Source organism: Bradyrhizobium sp. USDA 223, assembly GCF_044909005.1.
Taxonomy (GTDB): domain Bacteria; phylum Pseudomonadota; class Alphaproteobacteria; order Rhizobiales; family Xanthobacteraceae; genus Bradyrhizobium; species Bradyrhizobium yuanmingense.
The window spans coordinates 2993289-3014042 of the sequence record NZ_JBIYDR010000001.1; the positions used below are offsets into that span (position 1 = coordinate 2993289).

22 protein-coding genes are annotated in these 20754 nt (G+C 65.8%); 12 read left to right on the forward strand and 10 right to left on the reverse strand.

Translation table 11 applies throughout. From position 1 onward, the window contains the following. Positions 1 to 23: 23 nt before the first annotated feature. From ABIA40_RS13865 to ABIA40_RS13875, 3 genes are all read right to left on the reverse strand, one after another. Positions 24 to 503 carry a hypothetical protein gene (locus tag ABIA40_RS13865; protein ID WP_157284675.1) on the reverse strand — a complete coding sequence of 160 codons (480 nt, stop codon included), beginning with the start codon at positions 501 to 503 and terminating at the stop codon, positions 24 to 26. A gap of 158 nt (positions 504 to 661) precedes the next feature. Continuing rightward, positions 662 to 1114, reverse strand: coding sequence for a DNA polymerase III subunit chi (locus ABIA40_RS13870; RefSeq protein ID WP_404541544.1), 453 nt, complete (start codon positions 1112 to 1114; stop codon positions 662 to 664). 6 nt (positions 1115 to 1120) lie between these two features. After that, on the reverse strand, positions 1121 to 2620 hold the full coding sequence (locus tag ABIA40_RS13875; RefSeq protein WP_404541546.1) for a leucyl aminopeptidase: 1500 nt from the start codon (positions 2618 to 2620) through the stop codon (positions 1121 to 1123). A gap of 336 nt (positions 2621 to 2956) precedes the next feature. Between ABIA40_RS13875 and lptF the strand changes: the two genes are divergently transcribed. The 9 genes from lptF (at position 2957) to ABIA40_RS13920 (ending at position 12898) form a co-directional block, all read left to right on the forward strand. Then, on the forward strand, positions 2957 to 4123 hold the full coding sequence (gene lptF, locus ABIA40_RS13880; RefSeq protein ID WP_157284597.1) for an LPS export ABC transporter permease LptF: 1167 nt from the start codon (positions 2957 to 2959) through the stop codon (positions 4121 to 4123). After that, positions 4120 to 5217: an LPS export ABC transporter permease LptG gene (gene lptG / locus ABIA40_RS13885; RefSeq protein WP_036033998.1), complete on the forward strand. Its 1098-nt coding sequence runs from the start codon at positions 4120 to 4122 to the stop codon at positions 5215 to 5217. Before lptF ends, lptG begins: the two co-directional genes overlap by 4 nt. Beyond that, positions 5217 to 7706, forward strand: coding sequence for an LPS-assembly protein LptD (locus tag ABIA40_RS13890; RefSeq protein WP_404541549.1), 2490 nt, complete (start codon positions 5217 to 5219; stop codon positions 7704 to 7706). The genes lptG and ABIA40_RS13890 overlap by 1 nt, the downstream gene beginning before the upstream one ends. A 62-nt stretch (positions 7707 to 7768) precedes the next feature. Further along, a complete protein-coding gene (locus ABIA40_RS13895) occupies positions 7769 to 8704 on the forward strand; it encodes a SurA N-terminal domain-containing protein (protein WP_157284596.1) in 936 nt (311 codons plus the stop codon). Continuing rightward, positions 8704 to 9771 (forward strand): 4-hydroxythreonine-4-phosphate dehydrogenase PdxA, encoded by a 1068-nt coding sequence (pdxA, locus tag ABIA40_RS13900; protein ID WP_404541551.1) that lies wholly within the window; start codon positions 8704 to 8706, stop codon positions 9769 to 9771. Before ABIA40_RS13895 ends, pdxA begins: the two co-directional genes overlap by 1 nt. Then, on the forward strand, positions 9771 to 10628 hold the full coding sequence (gene rsmA, locus ABIA40_RS13905) for a 16S rRNA (adenine(1518)-N(6)/adenine(1519)-N(6))-dimethyltransferase RsmA (RefSeq protein ID WP_404541554.1): 858 nt from the start codon (positions 9771 to 9773) through the stop codon (positions 10626 to 10628). Before pdxA ends, rsmA begins: the two co-directional genes overlap by 1 nt. 22 nt (positions 10629 to 10650) lie before the next feature. Beyond that, on the forward strand, positions 10651 to 11709 hold the full coding sequence (locus ABIA40_RS13910; RefSeq protein WP_404541556.1) for an alcohol dehydrogenase: 1059 nt from the start codon (positions 10651 to 10653) through the stop codon (positions 11707 to 11709). Positions 11710 to 11783: 74 nt separating this feature from the next. Next, positions 11784 to 12020, forward strand: a complete 237-nt coding sequence (locus ABIA40_RS13915; RefSeq protein ID WP_404541558.1) for a hypothetical protein — start codon at positions 11784 to 11786, stop codon at positions 12018 to 12020. A 158-nt stretch (positions 12021 to 12178) separates the two neighbouring features. Then, entirely contained in the window at positions 12179 to 12898 is a 720-nt protein-coding gene (locus ABIA40_RS13920; RefSeq protein ID WP_404541561.1) for a Crp/Fnr family transcriptional regulator, read from the forward strand. Positions 12899 to 12909: 11 nt separating this feature from the next. On the opposite strand, the gene ABIA40_RS13925 is transcribed toward ABIA40_RS13920, so the two are convergent. Next, positions 12910 to 13647 carry a Crp/Fnr family transcriptional regulator gene (locus ABIA40_RS13925; RefSeq protein ID WP_157284591.1) on the reverse strand — a complete coding sequence of 246 codons (738 nt, stop codon included), beginning with the start codon at positions 13645 to 13647 and terminating at the stop codon, positions 12910 to 12912. 154 nt (positions 13648 to 13801) lie between these two features. On the opposite strand from ABIA40_RS13925, the gene ABIA40_RS13930 reads away from it, so the two are divergent. Both ABIA40_RS13930 and ABIA40_RS13935 read left to right on the forward strand, forming a co-directional pair. After that, complete coding sequence (locus tag ABIA40_RS13930) at positions 13802 to 14041, forward strand: hypothetical protein (protein WP_036000675.1); 240 nt, start codon at positions 13802 to 13804, stop codon at positions 14039 to 14041. Between the two features lie 17 nt (positions 14042 to 14058). Continuing rightward, entirely contained in the window at positions 14059 to 14760 is a 702-nt protein-coding gene (locus ABIA40_RS13935) for a Crp/Fnr family transcriptional regulator (protein ID WP_404541565.1), read from the forward strand. On the opposite strand, the gene ABIA40_RS13940 is transcribed toward ABIA40_RS13935, so the two are convergent. The 3 genes from ABIA40_RS13940 to ABIA40_RS13950 form a co-directional block, all read right to left on the reverse strand. Further along, positions 14748 to 15359: a cupin gene (locus ABIA40_RS13940; RefSeq protein WP_404541567.1), complete on the reverse strand. Its 612-nt coding sequence runs from the start codon at positions 15357 to 15359 to the stop codon at positions 14748 to 14750. The genes ABIA40_RS13935 and ABIA40_RS13940 overlap by 13 nt on opposite strands. A gap of 113 nt (positions 15360 to 15472) precedes the next feature. Then, positions 15473 to 15958: an SRPBCC family protein gene (locus ABIA40_RS13945; protein WP_157284589.1), complete on the reverse strand. Its 486-nt coding sequence runs from the start codon at positions 15956 to 15958 to the stop codon at positions 15473 to 15475. Further along, positions 15955 to 16272 carry a helix-turn-helix transcriptional regulator gene (locus ABIA40_RS13950; RefSeq protein ID WP_157284588.1) on the reverse strand — a complete coding sequence of 106 codons (318 nt, stop codon included), beginning with the start codon at positions 16270 to 16272 and terminating at the stop codon, positions 15955 to 15957. The genes ABIA40_RS13945 and ABIA40_RS13950 overlap by 4 nt, the downstream gene beginning before the upstream one ends. A 267-nt stretch (positions 16273 to 16539) precedes the next feature. Here ABIA40_RS13950 and ABIA40_RS13955 point away from each other — a divergent pair, with 267 nt between their 5' ends. After that, positions 16540 to 17754 carry a hypothetical protein gene (locus tag ABIA40_RS13955; protein WP_404541569.1) on the forward strand — a complete coding sequence of 405 codons (1215 nt, stop codon included), beginning with the start codon at positions 16540 to 16542 and terminating at the stop codon, positions 17752 to 17754. On the opposite strand, the gene gmk is transcribed toward ABIA40_RS13955, so the two are convergent. The 3 genes from gmk to mltG form a co-directional block, all read right to left on the reverse strand. Beyond that, positions 17687 to 18346, reverse strand: a complete 660-nt coding sequence (gene gmk, locus ABIA40_RS13960; protein WP_057028965.1) for a guanylate kinase — start codon at positions 18344 to 18346, stop codon at positions 17687 to 17689. The two genes, ABIA40_RS13955 and gmk, sit on opposite strands and share 68 nt — an antisense overlap. 3 nt (positions 18347 to 18349) lie before the next feature. Next, positions 18350 to 19237, reverse strand: coding sequence for a YicC/YloC family endoribonuclease (locus ABIA40_RS13965; protein ID WP_157284586.1), 888 nt, complete (start codon positions 19235 to 19237; stop codon positions 18350 to 18352). A gap of 118 nt (positions 19238 to 19355) precedes the next feature. Next, entirely contained in the window at positions 19356 to 20639 is a 1284-nt protein-coding gene (mltG, locus tag ABIA40_RS13970) for an endolytic transglycosylase MltG (protein WP_157284585.1), read from the reverse strand. Between the last annotated feature and the right edge of the window lie 115 nt (positions 20640 to 20754).

The following is a 20754-nucleotide window of genomic DNA, read 5'->3' on the forward strand; positions in this document are numbered from 1 at the left end:
ACCGCGGCGGAGGCGATCCCCGCCTACGCCTGCTTCTTCTTCGGCTTGGCTGCCCTCGGCACCGGCTGCGGGTCCGGATTGCCTTCGATCGAGGACAGACGTCCAGCGGTGAACGTGTAGATGCCGGCGCGCGGACCAGTGGTCCAGGTGACGACGGCGACGCGGCGGCCGCCAGCGTCGTTGGACAGGTTGACGGTCGAGGGCGCGCCGATGCCGCGCACCACGTCGCACTCCGTGTGGCCGAGCGCGACCGTGCCGCCCATCGGTGCCGTCGTCGAGGCGTTGGCGTCGGCCGGCCCGGGCGGCGGCGCCATGCCGGGACAGGCGCCGTCGGCGCTGACGAGATCCTCAGCCCGCACCGGCTTGTCGGGGGTCAGCGGCGGCGATTCGATCGAGATGTTCTTGATGAAGAGGCGGCCGGGTTTCTGGAACCATTCGGCATCCTTCGACAGCAAATCGGCCCCGCCCGCGCAGCCCGCGACCAGCGGTGCTACGGCAGCCAACGCAATCAAGAGCGAGCCGGGAAGCTTTTGATGTCGCACGATAAACGAATTCCCCACGTGAAGGACCAGCCCTAAGCGATTGTCCCAACATCCCTTTGCGGCATGAAGGTGGCCGAAGCCAGCATCGCCCGAAAACTGCAAATTATCATTAATTGCGGCTAATTGCGCTTCTGCCACCGGCCGCGGTCGTCGGCCTGCCAATAGGTGACATCAAATCCCCGCGCCTTGCAATCCGTCCAGGCCGCGCGGGCGAGCGCAAGCGCGTCGGGATCGTCGCCGTTGAACAGCAGCACCATGCGCTCATAGCCCTGCGCGTCCTCGGGCAGCGCGGCGTTGTCGACCAGGAAGCGGACATTGGCCCCATTCGGGTTGCCGCCCTCGATCGCCAGCACGATCGGCTGGTCGGCCACATCGTTCACCCGCCATGTCGCGTGCGGCAGGAATGAATCGTCGCGATAGGTCCACAAATGCGAGTCGAGCGCATCGGCGCGCTCCTCCGAGGTCGACTGCACCATGACGCGCCAGCCGCGCTCGAGCGATTTCTCGAGAAGCGGCGGCAACACATTCTCCACCGTCATGTTTTGCAGATGGTAAAACAGCACTTCAGTCATGTCGGGTCATTTGCGCTCGTAATGGTCGGCGACCAGACGGTCCAGCAGGCGGACGCCGTAGCCGCTGCCCCAGCTCTGGTTGATGTCGGTCTTCGGCGCGCCCATGGCGGTGCCGGCGATGTCGAGATGGGCCCAGGGCACGCCGTCGACGAAGCGCTGCAGGAACTGCGCGGCGGTGATCGAGCCGCCATGGCGGCCGCCGGTGTTCTTCATGTCGGCGAACTGGGAATCGATCAGCTTGTCGTATTCCGGGCCGAGCGGCATGCGCCAGACCTTCTCTCCGCTCTCGATGCCGGCCGTGAGCAGCCGGTCGGCCAGTTCGTCGTTGTTGGAGAACATGCCGGCATGCTCGGTGCCGAGCGCCACCATGATGGCGCCGGTCAGCGTCGCAAGGTCCACCATGAATTTCGGCTTCACCTTCTTGGCGACGTACCAGAGCACGTCGGCGAGCACGAGGCGGCCCTCGGCGTCGGTGTTGATGATCTCGATGGTCTGGCCGGACATCGAGGTGACGATGTCGCCCGGCCGCTGCGCGTTGCCGTCGGGCATGTTCTCGACGAGGCCGATGGCGCCGACCGCGTTGACCTTCGCTTTGCGCGCGGCGAGCGCATGCATCAGGCCGACGACGCAGGCCGCGCCGCCCATGTCGCCCTTCATGTCCTCCATGCTGCCGGCCGGCTTGATCGAGATGCCGCCGGTGTCGAAGCAGACGCCCTTGCCGACGAAGGCGACGGGGGCCTCGCCCTTCTTGCCCCCGTCCCAGCGCATGATCACCGTGCGGCTCGGCCGCGCCGAACCCTGGCCGACACCGAGCAGCGCGCCCATGCCGAGCTTCTGCATCGCCTTGACGTCGAGCACCTCGACCTTGACGCCGAGCTTGCGGAGCTCACCCGCTCTGCGGGCGAACTCCTCCGGGAAAAGCACGTTCGGCGGCTCGTTGACGAAGTCGCGTGCGATGATCACACCGTCGACGACATGGCCGGCGGCGGCGAACGCTTTCTTCGCCGCACCGGCATCGCCGACCGCAAGCGAGACGTCGGCGCGCACGCCGCCCTCCTCGCCGTCCTTCTTCCTGGTCTTGTAGCGATCGAACTTGTAAGCGCGTAAGCGCAGGCCCGAGGCGATCGCAACCGCCTGCTCGCTCGTCATGGCGCCACCCGGCAGCTCCGCCAGGATGGTCATGGCGCTGGTGCCGGCGGGCAGCTTGCTGGCCGCCACCCCGCCGAACTTGAGGAAATCGTTGGCCTTGAGGCCGGTCGCCTTGCCGGCGCCGATCACGATCAGCCGGTTCGCCTTCACCCCCTCCGGCGCCAGAATGTCCAGCGCAGCACCACTCTTGCCCTTGAAGGCGGCCGCAGCCGCCGCGCGCTTCACGATCTCGGCAGCGCCGCCGAGGGCCTTGACCGTCGCCGGACCGAGCTTCAGGCCGTCGTCGCAGAACACGACCAGGATGCCACGAGGGGCGGCAGACAGCGGGACAAAGCCGACCTTGATGGCATCGGACATGGATAACTCCTCCAAAAGATGGGGCTTTTCGTCGTTCGGGCGTTCCAGCCACAACCGGACCTGAACGGCGATTCACTGAGGCGTCCCCACTATGGCCAGCCGCCCGGCAGATGCCAAGCTCCGCCGTGGCCCCCACGCCACAACAGCGAAATATTAACCATATGATGAGGGTGCCATGGGGCAGCCATTTTGTTGACGGATCAAAGGGATGGTAGTGAGAGAATGAACTGGCGGAAGAGCTGTTGGCCGACCTTGGGGATCCCCTGATCGGGGATTGGTTGGGCAGCCGGAATTCCGATCGGAATTGGGGCTTGGTGGGAATTCGTGCGGTAGCGCATGGGGTCGATCGATAGGTATATCTTCCGCACGACGCTGGCGTCGTTTGCGCTGGTCCTGGTCAGCCTCACCGGCGTGATCTGGATTACGCAGGCGTTGCGGGGCATCGACCTGATGACGAGCCAGGGTCAGACCATCCTCACCTTCCTCGGCATCACCAGCCTCGTGATCCCGGCCCTGGTCCTGATCATCTCGCCGATCGCGCTGATGATCGCGATCTCGCACACGCTGAACAAGCTCGCGACCGATTCCGAGATCATCGTGATGAATGCCGCCGGCTTCTCGCCGATCCGGCTGTTCGTTCCGTTCTTCTATGCCACCTGCGTGGTGGCGCTGCTGGTCGCCTTCATCGCGGCCTATCTCGCCCCGGACGGGATGCGGCGCATCAAGCAGTGGGATGCCGAGATCACCGCGGACGTGCTCACCAACATCCTGCAGCCCGGCCGCTTCGCCCGGCTCGACGAGAACCTCACGATCCGGATTCGCGAACGCCAGCCGGGCGGCATCCTCGCCGGCATCTTCATCGACGACCGCCGCGATCCGAACGAGCGCGTCTCGATCGTCGCCGAGCACGGCGAGGTCGTGAAGAACGAGACCGGCTCGTTCCTGGTGCTGGAAACCGGCAATCTCCAGCGCTTCGAGGCGGGCAAGCGCGATCCGGCGCTCGTGGCCTTCGGCCGCTACGGCTTCGACATGTCGAAATTCGCCAAGGGCCGCGACGTCACCCTCGGCATCCGCGAGCGATATCTCTGGGAGCTGTTCTCGCCATCCGACAACGATCCCGTCTACAAGCAGATTCCAGGGCAGTTCCGCGCGGCCTTGCATGACAGCCTGCTCGCGCCGATCTATCCGTTCGCCTTTGCGGTGCTGACCTTTGCCTTCCTCGGAGCGCCGCGCACCACTCGCCAGAGCCGCAACTTTTCCATCGCCTCCTCGATCGTGGCGGTGTTCGGCCTGCGCATGGCCGGTTTCGCCTGCTCGGTGATGGCGGTGAAGTCGCCGGGCCCGGTGCTGGCGCAATATGCGATGGTTTTCGGCGCGATCGGCGCCGGGCTGTGGATGATCATCCGCGGTGTCGTGGTCGAGCCGCCTCCCGGCCTGATGGAGGCCATCAACCGGTCGAACGCACGGATCGCGCGGCTGTTCGGACGTCCGGCCACCGCATGAGCATGCTCACCAACACACTCGGGCGCTATTTCGCCGGCCGCTTCGTGGTCGCGGCGCTCGGCGTCTTCGGCGGCATTTTCCTGCTGCTGGTGCTGGTCGACTACATCGAGATGGTGCGCAAGACCTCGGGCCTTGCATCAGCCTCCGCGATCATGGTGGCCGAGACCTCGCTGTTCCGCGTGCCGCAGCTCCTGGAGAAGCTGACGCCGTTCTGCATGCTGATCGGCGCCATGACCTGCTATCTCGCCCTCTCCCGCCGGCTCGAGCTCGTGGTGGCGCGCGCCGCGGGCATCTCCGCCTGGCAGTTCATCTCGCCCGCGCTCGGCAGCGCGCTTCTGATCGGGGTGATCGCCACCGTCGCCTACAACCCGATGTCGGCCAATTTGCGCGAGCTGTCCAAGCGCATGGAAGCCGAGCTGTTCGGCTCGGCACCCGGCGGCGGCATCCAGGACGCTTCGGGCTTCTGGCTCAACCAGATGACCAGCGACGGGCAGACCATCATCAATGCGGCGCGCAGCGAGCAGCAGGGCATCCGGCTCACCGGGCTGACGCTGTTCCGGTTCGACCAGGACCTGCACTTCAAGGAGCGGGTCGAGGCACGCGAGGCGACGCTGGATGCCGGCCGCTGGCTGTTCAAGGGCGTCCGCCGCTTCTCGCTGGACGGACCGCCGATCGACCAGGCCACCCTGGAGATTCCGACCACGCTGACCGAGGCGCAGGTCCGCAACAGCTTTTCCACCCCCGAGACTGTGTCCTTTTGGCAACTACCGAGCTACATCCGCTCCTCCGAAAGCTCGGGCTTCGCGACAGCGGGATACCGACTCCAGTATCAGAAGCTTCTGGCACAGCCGTTTTTGCTCGCAGCCATGGTGATGCTCGCGGCCTCCGTGTCGTTGCGCTTCTTCCGGATGGGCGGCGTGCAGAAGATGGTTTTGAGTGGCGTGGGGGCAGGCTTTCTGCTCTACGTTCTGTCGAAAGTAACTGAGGACTTGAGCAAGGCTGAGTTGATGCATCCGATCGCTGCGGCGTGGTTGCCCGTTGTGGTGGGCGGCCTCACCGGCTTTTTGGCCTTGCTCTATCAGGAGGACGGATAGTGACTGCCGTCCGCCGAGGGCTCGTGTCTCGTTTGACGCGGCGCACATGGGTGCGCGCGAACGGGCGCGGCTTGTCCGTCCGCAGGCTCCTGATTGCCGTCGTCGCGGCTGCCTCGCTCGGCGGCTTGATCGACGCTGCCGCGGTGGCGCCGGCGGAGGCCCAGAGCTTCACCTACAATCCTCTGCCGCCGCGTCCGAAGCCGCCAAGGGCCCCCAACGACAACCAGATGCTGGTTCAGGCCACCGAGGTGGACTACGACTACAACAATTCGCGCGTCTCCGCGGTCGGTAACGTGCAGCTGTTCTACAACGGCACCAGCGTCGAGGCCGACCGGGTCATCTACGACCAGAAGACCAAGCGGCTGCATGCCGAAGGCAACATCCGCATGACGGATGCCGACGGCAAGATCACCTATGCCGAGATCCTGGATCTCTCCGACGATTACCGCGACGGTTTCGTCGATTCGCTGCGCGTGGACACGGCGGACCAGACCCGCATGGCCGCGAGCCGCGCCGACCGCTCCAGCGGCAATTACACGGTGTTCGAGAATGGCGTCTACACGGCCTGCGCGCCGTGTAAGGACGATCCGAAGAAACCGCCGCTGTGGCAGGTCAAGGGTGCCCGCATCATCCACGACCAGCAGGAGAAGATGCTGTATTTCGAGACGGCACAGATCGAGTTCTTCGGCGTGCCGCTCGCCTACATGCCCTATTTCTCGACGCCCGACCCGACCGTGAAGCGTAAATCCGGCTTCCTGATGCCGGGCTATATTTCCGGCACGGACAGAACGGGCTATGGCGTCGAGGTTCCCTATTACTGGGCGATCGCGCCCGACATGGACGCAACCATCACCCCGCGCTTCTTGTCGCGGCAAGGCGCGCTGCTGCAGGGCGAATTCCGCCAGCGCCTGATCGACGGCGCCTACCAGATCCGTGCCTACGGCATCTACCAGCTCGATCCAGGAGCATTCGCCGGCCAGCCCGGCGACCGCGAGTTCCGCGGCGCCATCGACACCAAGGGTCAGTTCGCCCTCAACGACAAATGGGTCTGGGGCTGGGACGGCGTGCTGATGTCCGACTACTACTTCTTCTCGGACTACCGGCTCTATCAGTACCGCGATCCGCTCGGCTCGTTCCTGTTGCTGCCGACGGAAGCGCTGTCACAGCTCTATCTGACCGGCGTCGGCAATCGCAGCTTCTTCGATGCGCGCACGATGTACTGGCTGAGCTATTCGGGCAACCAGAGCCAGGTGCCGATCGTCTACCCGGTGATCGACTATTCCAACGTGCTCAACTATCCCGTCTTCGGCGGCGAGGTCAGCTACAAGACCAATTTCGTGAACCTGTCGCGCGACGATGCGGTGTTCGACCCGATCACGACGCTCGCCAACACCAACAGCCTGTGCACCACGGCGTCGGCCGATCCGCTGGCGCGGATGCCCTCGCAGTGCCTGCTGCGCGGCTTCCCCGGCACCTACACCCGCCTCACTGCGGAAGCGCAGTGGCGCAAGTCCTTCACCGACCCGTTCGGCCAGATCTGGACGCCGTTCGCGAGCCTGCGCGCCGACGCGATCAAGTCCTCGGTCTCCAACCAGCCCGGCGTGTCGAACTACCTGCCCGTCGGCGACACCGAGGCGTTCCGCCTGATGCCGACGGTGGGCCTGGAGTACCGCTATCCCTTCATCAACGTTCAGCCCTGGGGCTCGACCACCCTGGAGCCGATCGCGCAGATCATCATCCGGCCGAACGAGACTTACGCCGGCAGGCTGCCGAACGAGGACGCCCAGAGCCTGGTGTTCGACGCCTCGAACCTGTTCAGCGTCGACAAGTTCTCCGGCTACGACCGCGTCGAGGGCGGCGGCCGCGCCAATGTCGGCGTGCAGTCAACCACGCAGTTCGACAGGGGCGGCGCCGTCAAGGTGCTGTTCGGCCAGTCCTACCACCTATTCGGCCTGAACTCCTTCACGGTGCAGGATGCCATCAATACCGGCCGCGATTCCGGCCTCGACAAGCCGCGGTCGGATTACGTTGCGAGCGCCAATTACTCGCCGAACAGCACCTACACGTTCAGCGTCCGCTCCCGCATGGACGAGCAGACCTGGAACGTGCAGCGCTTCGAGGCGGAAGGCCGCGCCAACTTCAATCGCTGGTCGGTCAGCGTATTGTACGGCAATTACGCAGAGCAGCCGGAGCTGGGCTATCTGACCCGCCGCGAGGGCATCCTGACGACGGGCTCGCTGAAGGTCGCGACCAACTGGGTGGTGTCGGGCTCGGCGCGCTGGGACCTCGAGGCCAACAAGATCAACCAATATGTGCTCGGTGCCGGCTATGTCGACGATTGCTTCGTGCTGGCGGCGAATTACGTAACTTCGTATAGCTATTCCGCGGGCACCGCACCGCCCACGCTGAGCCACGCGTTCATGTTCCAAATCGGCCTGCGCACGCTGGCGAACTCGTCGACTTCCAGCGGTTCCGCCGGCCTCCAGTGAATGGTTTGAAAGTGCCGGCCGCGTTTGCCCTATCTCGACGCGGCCGACATGCGAGCGACATCATGACGACGCCATTGCCTGTCTTCCGCCTCCTTCTCGCCATCGGTGCCGGGCTGATGTTCGCCGCCCTGCCCTCGCCGTCGCGCGCGCAAAACATCGCCGTGATGGTCAACGGCGATCCCATCACCGATTTCGACATCGAGCAGCGCACCAAGCTCGACCAGCTGTCGACGCAGAAGACCCCCAGCCGGCAGGAGGTCATCAACGTGCTGATCGACGACAAGGTCAAGATCAAGGAAGGCAAGAAATACGGCGTCGATCCCAGCGTCTCCGACATCAACCAGTCCTATGACGGCATGGCGCAGCGCATGCGCATCACGCCGGATCAGCTCACCAAGTCGCTCGAATCCAAGGGAGTCCGCCCGGAGACGCTGAAGAGCCGCATGAGGGCCGAGATGGTCTGGGGCAGCCTCGTGCGCGGCCGCTTCAAGGAGAAGCTGCTGGTCGGCGAGCGCGACGTCGCGCAGGCCGTGCAGGCGCAGACCGGCGAAAAGCTCCAGGTCGAGGGCACCGAGTACAAGATGCAGCCCATCGTGCTGATTGTGCCGCGCGGCTCGACGGCGGCGTTCCTGGAAACCCGGAAGAAAGAAGCCGAGTCCTATCGCGCCCGCGTCGGGAGCTGCGAGGAGGCCAATTCGCTGTTCCGCTCGACCCCGAACGCGACCATCCGCGACACCGTCACCAAGACCACCGCGGAGCTGCCGGAGCCGCTGCGCAAGGTGCTCGACGACACCCCGATCGGCCGCCTGACCGCGCCCGAGATGACCAAGAACGGCATCGAGATGGTGGTGCTGTGTTCGCGCAAGCCGACCATGATCGACACGCCGAAGAAGCGTGAGGTCCGCGAGAAGATGTATCAGGAGAAGTACGAGAAGACGCAGAAGGCCTATCTCGACGAGCTGCGCAAGGCGGCGATGATCGAATATCGCAACCGCTGATGGCCAAGCCCTTCTCAGAGCCCTCAACCGAGTCCGCAGCCAAGCCTCTTGCAACCAAGCCTCTTGCAGCCAAGCCCCTTGCCCTCACCCTGGGAGAGCCCGCCGGCATCGGCCCCGACATCACGATCGCGGCCTGGCTCAGGCGGGGCGGGCTGAACCTGCCCGCCTTCTATCTGCTCGGCGACGAGGCCCTGATCGCGCGCCGCGCCAAGGCGCTCGGCGCCGATATCAGGATCGCCGCGGTGAGCCCCAGTGAAGCGGGTTCCGCGTTCACGGACGCCTTGCCCGTGGTCGCGACCGGCGAGCGCGCCACCGCCGAGCCCGGCAAGCCCGATTCATCCAGCGCGCCGGCCGCGCTCGCCTCGATCCGGCAGGCGGTCCTCGACGTGCGCGCGGGCCGTGCCGGCGCCGTCGTCACCAACCCGATCGCCAAGAGCGTGCTCTACCGCGCCGGCTTCCGTCATCCCGGCCATACCGAATTCCTCGCCGAGCTCGCCGCGGAGAACGGCCGCGTGCCGCAGCCGGTGATGATGCTGTGGTCGCCCCAGCTCGCCGTCGTGCCCGTGACCATCCACGTCTCGCTGCGCGATGCGCTGCGAGATCTCACCAGCGAGCTGATCGTCTCGACCGTCCGCATCGTCGCCGCCGAGCTGAAGTCCCGCTTCGGCATTGCAAGGCCGCGCATCGCGGTCTCCGGTCTCAATCCCCATGCCGGCGAGGACGGCTCGCTCGGCCACGAGGAGCAGACGGTCATTGCCCCGGCGCTGAAAGTGCTGCGCAACGACGGCATCGAGGCCAGAGGGCCGCTACCCGCCGACACCATGTTCCACGAGGCGGCCCGACGGACCTTTGATTGCGTGGTCTGCATGTATCACGACCAGGCGCTGATCCCGATCAAGACCGTCGCCTTCGACGACGCCGTCAACGTCACGCTCGGACTGCCCTTCATCCGCACCTCGCCCGATCACGGCACCGCCTTCGACATCGCCGGCACGGGCAAGGCCAATCCGGCGAGCCTGATCGCCGCGCTGCGGCTCGCCAGCCGCATGGCGGCTGCGACAAGCTGATGAGCGCGATCGACGACCTCCCGCCGCTGCGCGAGGTCATTCGCCAGCACGCGCTGTCGGCCAGGAAATCGCTCGGCCAGAACTTCCTGCTCGACCTCAATCTCACCGCGCGCATCGCGCGCGCGGCCGCGCCGCTCGAGGATTCCACCATCGTCGAGATCGGCCCCGGCCCGGGCGGGCTGACGCGGGCGCTGCTCGCGCTCGGCGCAAGGCGCGTCATCGCCATCGAGCACGACGAGCGCGCAATCCCGGCCTTGCAGGATATTTCTGCGCGCTACCCTGGTAGACTCGAGATCGTGCATGGCGATGCCATGACCTTCGATCCACGCCCGCTGCTCGCGGGCGAATGCGCCAAGATCGTCGCCAACCTGCCCTACAACATTGCGACCCAGCTTCTCATCAACTGGCTCACCACCGAGCCCTGGCCGCCCTGGTACGAGATGATGGTGCTGATGTTCCAGCGCGAGGTCGGCGAGCGCATCGTCGCGCGCGAGGACGAGGAGGCCTATGGCCGGCTCGGCGTGCTCGCCAATTGGCGCTGCGAGACCAAGATCCTGTTCGACATTGCGCCGTCCGCCTTCGTGCCGCCGCCGAAGGTCACGTCCTCCGTCGTGCGCCTCAAGCCGCGCGCAGAGCCGCTTGCCTGCGATCGCAGGCTGCTCGAGCAGGTCGCCGCCGCCGCCTTCGGCCAGCGCCGGAAAATGCTGCGGCAAAGCCTGAAATCGCTCGGCGTCGATCCCGCGCGGCTTGCAGAAGCGGCCGGCGTCGACGCGACGCGGCGCGCCGAGACCATTCCCATCTCCGGCTTTGTTGCCATGGCGCGTGAATTGGCGGATATACGCAGCGAAACCGAGTAACAAGAATTCCGGAGGAAAGAAAATGGCGTTGATGCGTCGGCAGTCCCTGGTCAAGTTCGATGCGCCGCTGTGCGAGACCATCGTCGAGACGCCCAAGCCGCAAGGCCGTGAGGTCCTGGTCCGCATCGAGCGCTGCGGTCTCTGCCATTCCGATCTCCACATCCAGGACGGCTATGCCGATCTCGGCGGCGGCAAGAAGCTCGACACCACGCGCGGCATGACGCTGCCCTTCACGCTCGGCCACGAGATCGCCGGCGTCGTCGACGAGGTCGGCCCCGACGTTCCGGCGAGCCTCGTCGGCGCCCAGAAGGCGGTGTTTCCGTGGATCGGCTGCGGCCAGTGCCGCGACTGCGCCAATGGCGACGAGAACCTTTGTGTGAAGCAACGCTTCCTCGGCGTCTCCATCGACGGCGGCTTCGCCACCCACGTTCTGGTCCCCGACGCCAAATATCTGCTCGACTACGATCCCCTCCCCGTCAACCAGGCCGCAACCTTGATGTGCTCCGGCGTCACCGCCTATGGCGCGCTCAAGCGCCTGGTCGACCGTCCGCGCCAGCGCAATTTGCTGCTGATCGGCCTCGGCGGCGTCGGCATGATGGGCCTGTCGTTCGCGCAGGCGATGTTCAAGCAGCCGATCACGGTCGCCGACCTTTCGCCGGCCGCGCGCGAGACCGCACTCAAGAACGGTGCAGCCGTCGCCTACGATCCGGCCGAGCCCGACGTGATCAAGCGCATCCTGAAAGAGACCGAGGGCGGCTTCGATGAGATCGTCGATTTCGCCGGCAACGAGAAGTCGATGGCCTTTGCCGTCGCCGTTGCCGCGCGCGGCGGCAAGATCGTGGTCTCCGGCCTGATGGGCGGCCAGTTCACGCTGCCGATGGTGCAATGGGTCTACAAGCGCATGACCATCGAAGGTTTCATGGTCGGCACGCTCTCGGAGGCTCACGAGCTGATGGCGCTCGCCCGCGCCGGCAAGATCAAGCCGACGCCGATGCGGGAGGAGCCGATGGGCGACGTGCAGAAGTGGATCGACGAATTGCGTGCCGGCAAGGTCGTCGGCCGCATCGTCCTGAAGAACTGACCGCGGCGCGGCGGGTCCGACGCAAGTCTCGCCCGCCGCACGGAACGCCTGCGGCCGCGCCGCGTTGGCTGCGCATGTCGATCCGTTGCACCGTCGAAAGCGCATTCTTCATCGCCTGGAGCTGCCTGGAGAAGAGCGGCGAGCTCGGGCCGCCGGACGCGAGCGCGAACTTCCTGCTCGACGCCATCGAGGCCCAGCTTCGAACCGGTGAACGCCGGCAATTGATGCTCGCCAACCGGGCGATCGACGCGTACCGCGCCGCTGCGGCACAAGGCCGACTGACGGGGGATCGCGAAGTCCGCTGCGGCTGACGATCCTCGCTGCCGTCAGCCCGCTGAAGCCCGCGACGTCGTGCTCTAGTTTTCGACGTTCGAACGTCCGTTGTGTGCACTTTGGAACCGTCGGTTCCGCCGCGGAAACGTAGGTTTGCCGCTGGCGCCGATTCCCGGCCCGCCCAAGAGAACACAATGTGACCGGTCGGCCCCAGAACGATCTGCTGCGGCAGCTCAATCATCAGGATTTCGAACTGCTCGCGCCTCACCTCCAGCCGATCGAACTCGAGGCGAGCCACGTCCTGCATCACGCCGGCGACGACGTCGCCGCGGTCCATTTTCCATGCGGTCCCGCGCTGGTGTCGTTCGCCGTGCCGGTCGAGGACGACCGCGAGGTCGAAAGCCTGCTGGTGGGGCGCGAGGGTGCGGTGGGCATCGCCGCCGGCCCCAGCCCTTCGCTCGCCTATTCGCGCATGATCGTGAAGTTTGGCGGCACCCTGGTGCGGCTGCCGTTGCGCGCGCTCGAGCAGGCGCAGCAGAGATCGGCGACGCTCCAGGAGGCCTTCGCGCGCTATGCCGACTGCCAGTTCGCGCAGCTCTTGCAGACTGCGGCTTGCAACGCTGCGCATTCGATCGAGCAGCGGGCCGCCAAGTGGATCATGTCCGCGCAGGAACATATCGGCGGAGCCGAGATTCCTCTCACCCACGAGCAGCTCGCCGGCATGCTGGGCGTCTCCCGCAGCTATGCCAGCCGCGTCATCCAGATGTTCAAGGCGCAGCGCATCCTCGCGACCCGCCGCGGCGCCATCCTGATCCTCGACGCAGCAGCGCTCGAAGCGAGAGCCTGCTGCTGCAACGATTGGGTGAAGAAGCATTTCGACGAGGTGCGCGGCGGACCGGCAACCGCGGAGGGCTGATGCCTCTTCTATCACGCCTGACGCGGCGACTGCCGCTTCAGATGAAGATAGGCCGGACTGAAATCGCCGAGCCGCTGCAGCTCGCGCCATTTCAGCACGACCAGCTCGCCGTCGCGAAGATCCATCGCGCCGCTGCGCCTGAGATCTGCGAGCGTCCGATTCACCGTCGCGATTGCCATGCCGAGCGTCTCGCCGAGCTGTGCGAGGCTAATCGGCATGCGGCAGCGATTGCCGCGCACCAGCTGCGCCGCGCGGGCACGGTAGAACAGCTCGCAAAACAGATGCGCCATGCGCGTCTGCATCGGCCGGGCGCTGTTGTTGGTGATGGCCTCGCGAAAGATCGCGGCGTCGCGCAGCGTCTCGCGCCAGACTGCGAGCCCGAAGGTCGGCCTCCGTCGGAACGCGATGAACAATTCGCGGTGCGGGATGAACGCAACCGACGCCGGCCCGAGCGCACTGAGCCCGTGATCCATCTGATCGATGAACAGCCCCTGCGCATCCGGAAGATCGCCGGTGAGGTGGAACGCCAGATATTGCCGCCGCCCGCTGCCGAGCAGGTGATAGCGGGCAACCATGCCGGAGACGACCAAAGCGGAATGCTCGGGCTCGTCGCCTTGACGGATGAAATCCTCATTGGGTGCGTAATCGCGCAGCATGAAGGTCAACGCGCGAATCTCGGCAATATCCTCCTCTACGAGCACCGTGTGCTCGCCGAGGTTCCGTATCAGCACGTCGTGAGCTCTTTCCATGGGCGGCCAAAAATCTCGCCGGTTCTATCAAATGATACGTCCGGCTTGCGTTCAGCGGACTAGAACGCAGATCGGAAGCACAGGTTGCTAACCGGCTTGCGACGCATCGATCGCAGCCACGCCATTCCCCCGATTTCGGACGGCCGGCCTTCATATGAAAAGCACCACTCTCCTGGAACGCATCCGGCGCCTGTTCGCATCCGATGCCGGCGAGCATCTGGACAGCATCAGCGATGCCTTGCTGAAGGGAACGCTGAGGGAGCCGGTTCGGCCGATGTCGGATCAGGAGCTCGCTCGCGCCATCCGCGAGTTCCGCTCCGTGCCGGTTTCCGACTGGACGCTTGCGAAACTGTCGCGTCGCCTGGCCGAGGCGTCCGTGCCGCGGGACGGCTGAAGCGGCACGCGAGGCTCATGCCACATTCGAAATTCATCGCCCGTCTCCAGGTGATCGAAGGCCTGTCCGAGGACGAGCGCCGGCAGATCGCGGACTTGCCGTCCACGCTGCGCCAGGTCGCGGATGGCGAGATCGTGCTACGCCAGGGTGAGGCCGCGACCCGCTGCGTGTTCGTCGTCAGCGGCTTCCTTTACCAGTCGCGCATCGTCGGCGACCGCAACCAGACCCTCTCCTTCCATGTTCCCGGCGACATGCCCTGCCTGCACACGCTGCTGGTCTCGCCGATGGACGCGGACCTCGTGGCGCTCGGCCCGACCATCGTCGGGACCGTCGCCCACAGCCAGCTCCGCCAGCTGCTCGACAGCTCGATCCACCTGACCCACGCCTTCTGGCGCGAGACGCTGATCGACGCGGCCATCTCGCGGCAATGGATCGCCCGCCTCGGCGCACAGGCAGCGCTGCCCAAGGTCGCGCACCTCATCTGCGAGCTCGCGGCCAGGCTGGAGATCGTCGGCCTCGTCAAGCGCAACTGCTTCCAGATGCCGATGACGCAACGCCACGTCGCGGACGCCTGTGGCCTGTCCATCGTCCACGTCAACCGCACCATTCAGGAGCTGAGGCATCGCGGGTTGATCGCCTGGGACGGCAGCGAGATCGAGCTGCTGCAGCCCGACGAGCTGCGCAGACTTGCGGATTTCACGCCTGATTATCTGAGCTGAGCGGACCGCCACGCGGCGAGCAGCGGTCCACCGCTCCCCAGCACGGGATCCGTCTTCGGCTTGCGGACCTTCGCGATGCGCTTAACCGCGTCGGGACGCTGGCGCGTGTCGGTGCACTCGTCATAGGTGCCGTCCTGCGGGTAGGCGCCGACGACCATAAAGTCCCGGCTGGATTCGATCAGCCGGTGGCCGGTGCCCGCGGGCAGGACCAGCACGTCCCCGGCCTTCAGTTTCAGGATGCGGCCCTTGATCCCGCCGCACTCGATCCTCGCCGTGCCGCGCGCCACGCCCATCACTTCATGGATCTGGGAATGATAGTGGACGAAGTCGTACACGGTGTCGCGCCACGACCGGCCCCAGCCGTTGGTGTCGAACAGCGTGTCGATGACGACCTCGGGCGGAAAGCGCCGACCGTTCAGCTTCACCGCGCCGCGATAGAGCAGCGCCGGGAAGCGCGGATGGTTCGGCACGATGCCGTCGTCGCGAAAGTGCATGGCCGTCGGCTTGCGGGCCCGCACCAGCCCCCGCAGCGTCGCTGCATCGGGTTGGTTCTCCACCAGCTTCTTGGCGAAGTTCTTGATCTGATCCTTGACCGGCATGTCGCCTCCTCAGCCGCGAAATAACGGCTGCGGAGGCGAGAAGTTTCCGGGCCCGATCGGAGCGCCCGACAGGGCCTCTCCTCATCATGAGCGCGGCATTGGAAGGAAGCGCCTCAACGCTCGCCGGCAATCCGCTCGGCAAACTGCCGAAGATAGAGCGGCCAACCCTGATCGCTGTCAACGCCGCTGCGGACGCCTTCCCAGCCCTCGCCATGCCGATCGAGGTGACGGTGCTCCAGCTCCAAGCGGGTCCGGCTCGGTGTCTCCGCAATGAACCGGACCTCCCATTCACTGGTCTTGGCGGGATCGGTTTCGATTTGCCAGCGCGGGCTGATGTCCCAGCTCAAGAGGACTCGATTGGGTGGTTCGAACGCCAATACGCGCGCCCAGCGGCATTCGCTGCCGTCGATCCCCCGATCATAGATGCTTCCGCCTACACGAGGTTCGAATACGGTCTCTGCGATGGGAACGGCGAGCAGATTGTGCTCGCGCGGCTTGAAGCTGCCGAAGTCCTCGGTGAAGACCTTGAACGCGCGCTCGATCGGCGCCTCGACGACGATGGCATGCTTTACGGGCGCAATCGATACACGTGTGTTCATCTGGATCCCTCCGGTGGTTTTTCGACGGCTAGTTTGTAAGCGGCCAACGTGTCGCTCCAGAACCGGTCGAGCCAGGCGCGCATCTGTCCGAGCCCCGCCGGGTCGACGTAATAAACGTTGCTGGCGCCCTTCGGCTCTGCACGAACCAAGCGGGATTCGCGCAGCACCTTGAGATGTTGCGAGACGGCCGACTGGGACACCGGCAGCTGTCGCGTGATCTCAGCGACGGTGCGTGGCCGTGCGCCGACAAGCTCGAAGATCCGCCTGCGGGTGGGATCGCCGAGTGCGGCCAGTTGTGCGCTGTCTTTAGCCATAGCCACTCACCGCCCGATGCCCCGCTTGCTCGACCTATAATAAGTTATGACTAATGATTAGTATGAACTTATTATCGTGTCAATCGGCTCAGGTCGTGGCATGGAACTCTGATCGTGGCGTTGGAAAGTCTTATCCGGCGGCGGAACGAACGCCGCGCGGGCCCGATTCAAGCCACATCCTCTCCGGATTTGCGGCTCATTGCCACCCAAGTCTTTGATGACAAAGGGGTCGTTAAGAGTTGCGTCATGCGTAACCGGGAGACCAGGATGGGCAACCGCACCGCAAAGTTCGTTTCGACCCTCGTCGCCAGCATTCTTGCGGGCGCGCCGTTGGCCGCGGTATCGCAGACCGCGCCGACACCATCGAGCACGGCCAATGCGGCGCCCGACTGCCTGGCTTCGCCGAAGGATGCCGCGCCGCAGGGCCAGCACTGGTACTACCGCCTCGATCGCACAACGAAGCGCAAGTGCTGGTATCTGCGCGCCGCAGGCGGCAAAGCCGCACAGACCGCGCAGGCGACGACCGATACGTCCGAGCCGGACGCAGCATCGCCGCAGGCCGTGCAGAACGCGCGCGCAGAATATATCGCGCCGCAGACGAGTGCCGCAGCGGGCACGCCGAACATGGCCGCGCCCGCGCCGGCCGCGGCGAATGCACCCGCGGTCGCGCCGCAGCCGAGCAGCGTCGCCGAAACCAACGCGCAGCAGCCGGCCGTGACCGCGCGCTGGCCCGAGGCCTCCACAGCGTCCACCGCCCCAGCGCCTCAGCCGGCGCCAACCACGCTTGCAGCAGCCGCGCAGCCAAACGCGAAGCCGTCAAAATCCCCTGCTCCGCTCCCGCCCGCGGCCGATGGCACGACTGACAAGTCCGGCGGTTCGCTGCAAATGCTGATGCTCGTGATCGGCGGTGCGCTGGCGCTTGCTGGCATCCTCGCCAGCGTCATCTACCGCTTCGCCGGCGGACGGGTCCGCGCCCAGGCCGCCGACCGCCGCGGGCATTGGGACGATTGGGCGCCGCAGGACTATGACGGAAGCCACGCGCCCTGGCGGGATTCACCGCCGGCCGCCGCCCAGCCGCCGCGCCCGATCGATTTCGATGCGGCACGTCCGCAACCGACAAAACAAGTGACGAAACTCGCTGCGATCGGCCGCGAGATCGAGCTGATCGACGCGCGCAAGCAACTTGCCGCCAATCCGGCCGCAGAACCCGTCGAGACCAGAAGCAACAAGGTCGAGAACGAGACGGTCGAGAAGATATTCCAGCCCGTCGCCGCAGCGCCCAAGCTCGCCGCTGTCGAGAGCGGCAAGGCTCACGATGACGCTCCGGCAGGTCGTGACGCCGATGCCGTCGATGTCGACGTCATCACGACGATGCTGGAACAGCTGGCCAAGCAAGGGCCGCGTCTGTCGCGGCCTAACCTTGAAGCTGACCTTGCAAACTTCGAACGAAGCCTACGAGGCCGATCCGCCGCTCGCGCTTGAGCCGTTCGGCCTTCAGGATCGACTGCACCTCGGCGAAGGCTTCGTCGACCGCGTGGTTGATCACGATGTAGTCGTACTCGGCCCAGTGGCTCATCTCGTCGCTGGCACGGCTCATCCGCTTGCGGATCACTTCGTCGGAATCCTGCGCGCGCGAGTGCAGGCGCTTCTCGAGGTCGGCCGCAGAGGGCGGCAGGATGAAGACGCTGACGACGTCAGCGCGCGCCTTCTGCTTCAATTGCTGGGTGCCCTGCCAGTCGATGTCGAACAGCACATCCTGGCCGGCCGACAACGCCGCATCCACGGGACCGCGCGGCGTACCATAGTTGTTGTCGAACACCGTCGCCCATTCCAGCAGTTCGTCGGCCTTCACCATGGCATCGAACGTCGCCTTGTCGACAAACGTATAGTCCTTGCCGTTGACCTCGCCCGGCCGCATCGCGCGCGTGGTCGCAGATACCGACATTTTCAAGCCCGGCATCCGGTCGATCAGCATGCGCGACAGCGTCGTCTTGCCCGCGCCTGATGGCGAGGACAGCACGAACATCAATCCGCGCCGCTCGACACCGTCAGTTCCGTGACCGCCCGTCGTCATGGATCACTCCAGATTCTGCACCTGCTCGCGGAACTGCTCGACCACGTTCTTCATGGCGAGGCCCGTGTTGGTCAACTCGATGTCGTTCGACTTCGAGCAGCAGGTGTTGACCTCGCGGTGAAACTCCTGCGCCAGGAAATCCAGCTTGCGCCCGATCGGGCCGCCCTTGCCGATCAGCTCGCGCGCCTGCGCGATGTGGGAGGCGATGCGGTCGAGCTCCTCGCGGATGTCGGCCTTGGTGGCGATCAGGATCGCCTCCTGCATCAGGCGATCGGAATCGAAACGGTCGGAGGTATCGAGCAGCGCTGCGATCTGCTCAGCGAGCTTCGCCTTGATCGCCTCCGGCTTGCGGCCGGGCGCGGCCTCCGCTCTCTTCGCCAGCTGCTCGATCTCGTCGACGCGCTGGGTCAGGATCTGCCCGAGCGAAGTGCCCTCGCGCTTGCGCATCGCGACGAGCTCGTCGAGCGCCTTGTCGAAGGCCTCGGCGGCCGCGGCGCGCGCCGCCTTGTCCTCCTCCTCGTCGCCCTCGGGCTCGGCGACCTCGACGACGCCCTTGATGGCGAGCAGGCCGTCGATGCTCGGCGCCACCGCGTCGACCTTCCCCGAGATCAGCGCGGCGGCCTTCAGCACCGCGTTGAGCACGTCCTCGTTGATGCGGACGGTGGCGGCGGCATTGGTGCGCTTGACGGTGAGATTGGCATAGACGGTGCCGCGCGAGAGCAGCTCGCCCGCGCGCTTCTTGGCATGGGCCTCGAGCTCGTCAAACCCCTGCGGCAGCCGCACGCGCAAGTCGAAGCCCTTGGCATTGACCGACTTCAACTCCCATTCGAACGTATACGGCCCGCTCGCGCCGTGGCATCTCGCAAAGCCGGTCATGGACGACAGCGCCATCAGTTCAAATTCTCCAGGAACACGGGATTCGCGAGGCTATCAAGCCACGCGAATCTTAAGACTATTTTGCCGGAAAGTGGAATGCGTAATGCCCGCCAGCTGGTCTGCGCGCGCGCTTTTAGCGCTGGACCACTGGCGGCGAGCCCTGCACCGCGCCCTGCCGGGCCGGTGCAGAATTGGCGGGACCAGCCGGGCGCGCCGCCGGCGGCTTCTTCTGCTGATTGGGCCGTGCCGGCGTGGTCGCAGTCGGCGCGTCAGCGGCGCCGGGCCCGGCAGCCGCCGGCGGCTGCGCGTCCTCGGGCGGCTCGACCGTGTCGTTCTGGATCTGCTTCTCCATCGCGCGGAGCTTGGCGACGTTCTTCTGGTGCGCGTCGTAGGTCTCGGTGAAGGCGTGCCCGCCGGTGCCGTCGGCGACGAAATAGAGGTCGCGGGTGCGGGCCGGGTTGGCGGCAGCTTCGAGCGAGGCGCGGCCCGGATTGGAGATCGGGCCCGGCGGCAGGCCGTCGATCACGTAGGTGTTGTAGGGCGAGGGCTGCGTGATCTCGCTGCGCTTGATCGGCCGGCCCAGCGTTCCCTTGCCGCCGACGATGCCGTAGATGATGGTCGGATCGGACTGCAGCTTGATCCGCTGCTTCAGCCGGTTGACGAACACCGCGGCGACGCGGCTGCGCTCGTCCGCCTTGCCGGTTTCCTTCTCGATGATGGACGCCAGCGTGACCAGCTGCTCCGGCGTCTTGACCGGAATGTCCTGATTGCGGCGCTCCCAGATCTCCGACAGCACACGCTTGTGCGCCTGCTGCATGCGCTGGACCACCTGCTCGCGCGGGGTGCCGCGCGGGAATTTGTAGGTCTCCGGGAGCAGCGTGCCTTCGCGCGGCAGCTCGCGCACGCTGCCGGTGAAGATGTCGTTGTCGGACAGCCGCGCCACGATCTGCTCGGAGGTCAGGCCTTCGGGAATCGTCACGGCGTGCTGCACCACCTTGCCCTCGACGATGGTGCCGATGACGTCGCGCAGCGAGGCGTTCTTCTGGAAGGAATACTCACCCGGCTTGAGGTCCGAGCTCGCCTTCAACGCGGCGACGCTGGCGATGAACACCCAGGGATTGACGTCGGTCACGCCTTCCCGGTTCAGCGTCTCGGCGATGTCGCGCTTGCCCGCACGCTGCGGGATGTTGACGATCTTGTCCTCCTTCAGCGGTCCGGGCGCCTCGAGCACCTGGCGGCCGTAATAATAGACGCCGCCGGCGCCGAGCATGGCGATCAGCAGAAGGGTGATGATGGCGTTGCCGACGACGACGAACGGATTGCGCGCGCGGTCCGACCGCTTGGGCGGCGGCGGAAGTTGCTCGGGCTCGAGCGCGGCCCGCGGACTCCGGGGTGAAATGGGCGGCCTTTCACTCATCGAAACAACCTGAATCCTGCCGGTTCAATAGCGGCCCGACAATCGCTTGCCCTGCCAAAAACGCACGCGCCCACGTCCATGACTATCGCCGAATACGGCAAAACGGTGGATTCGT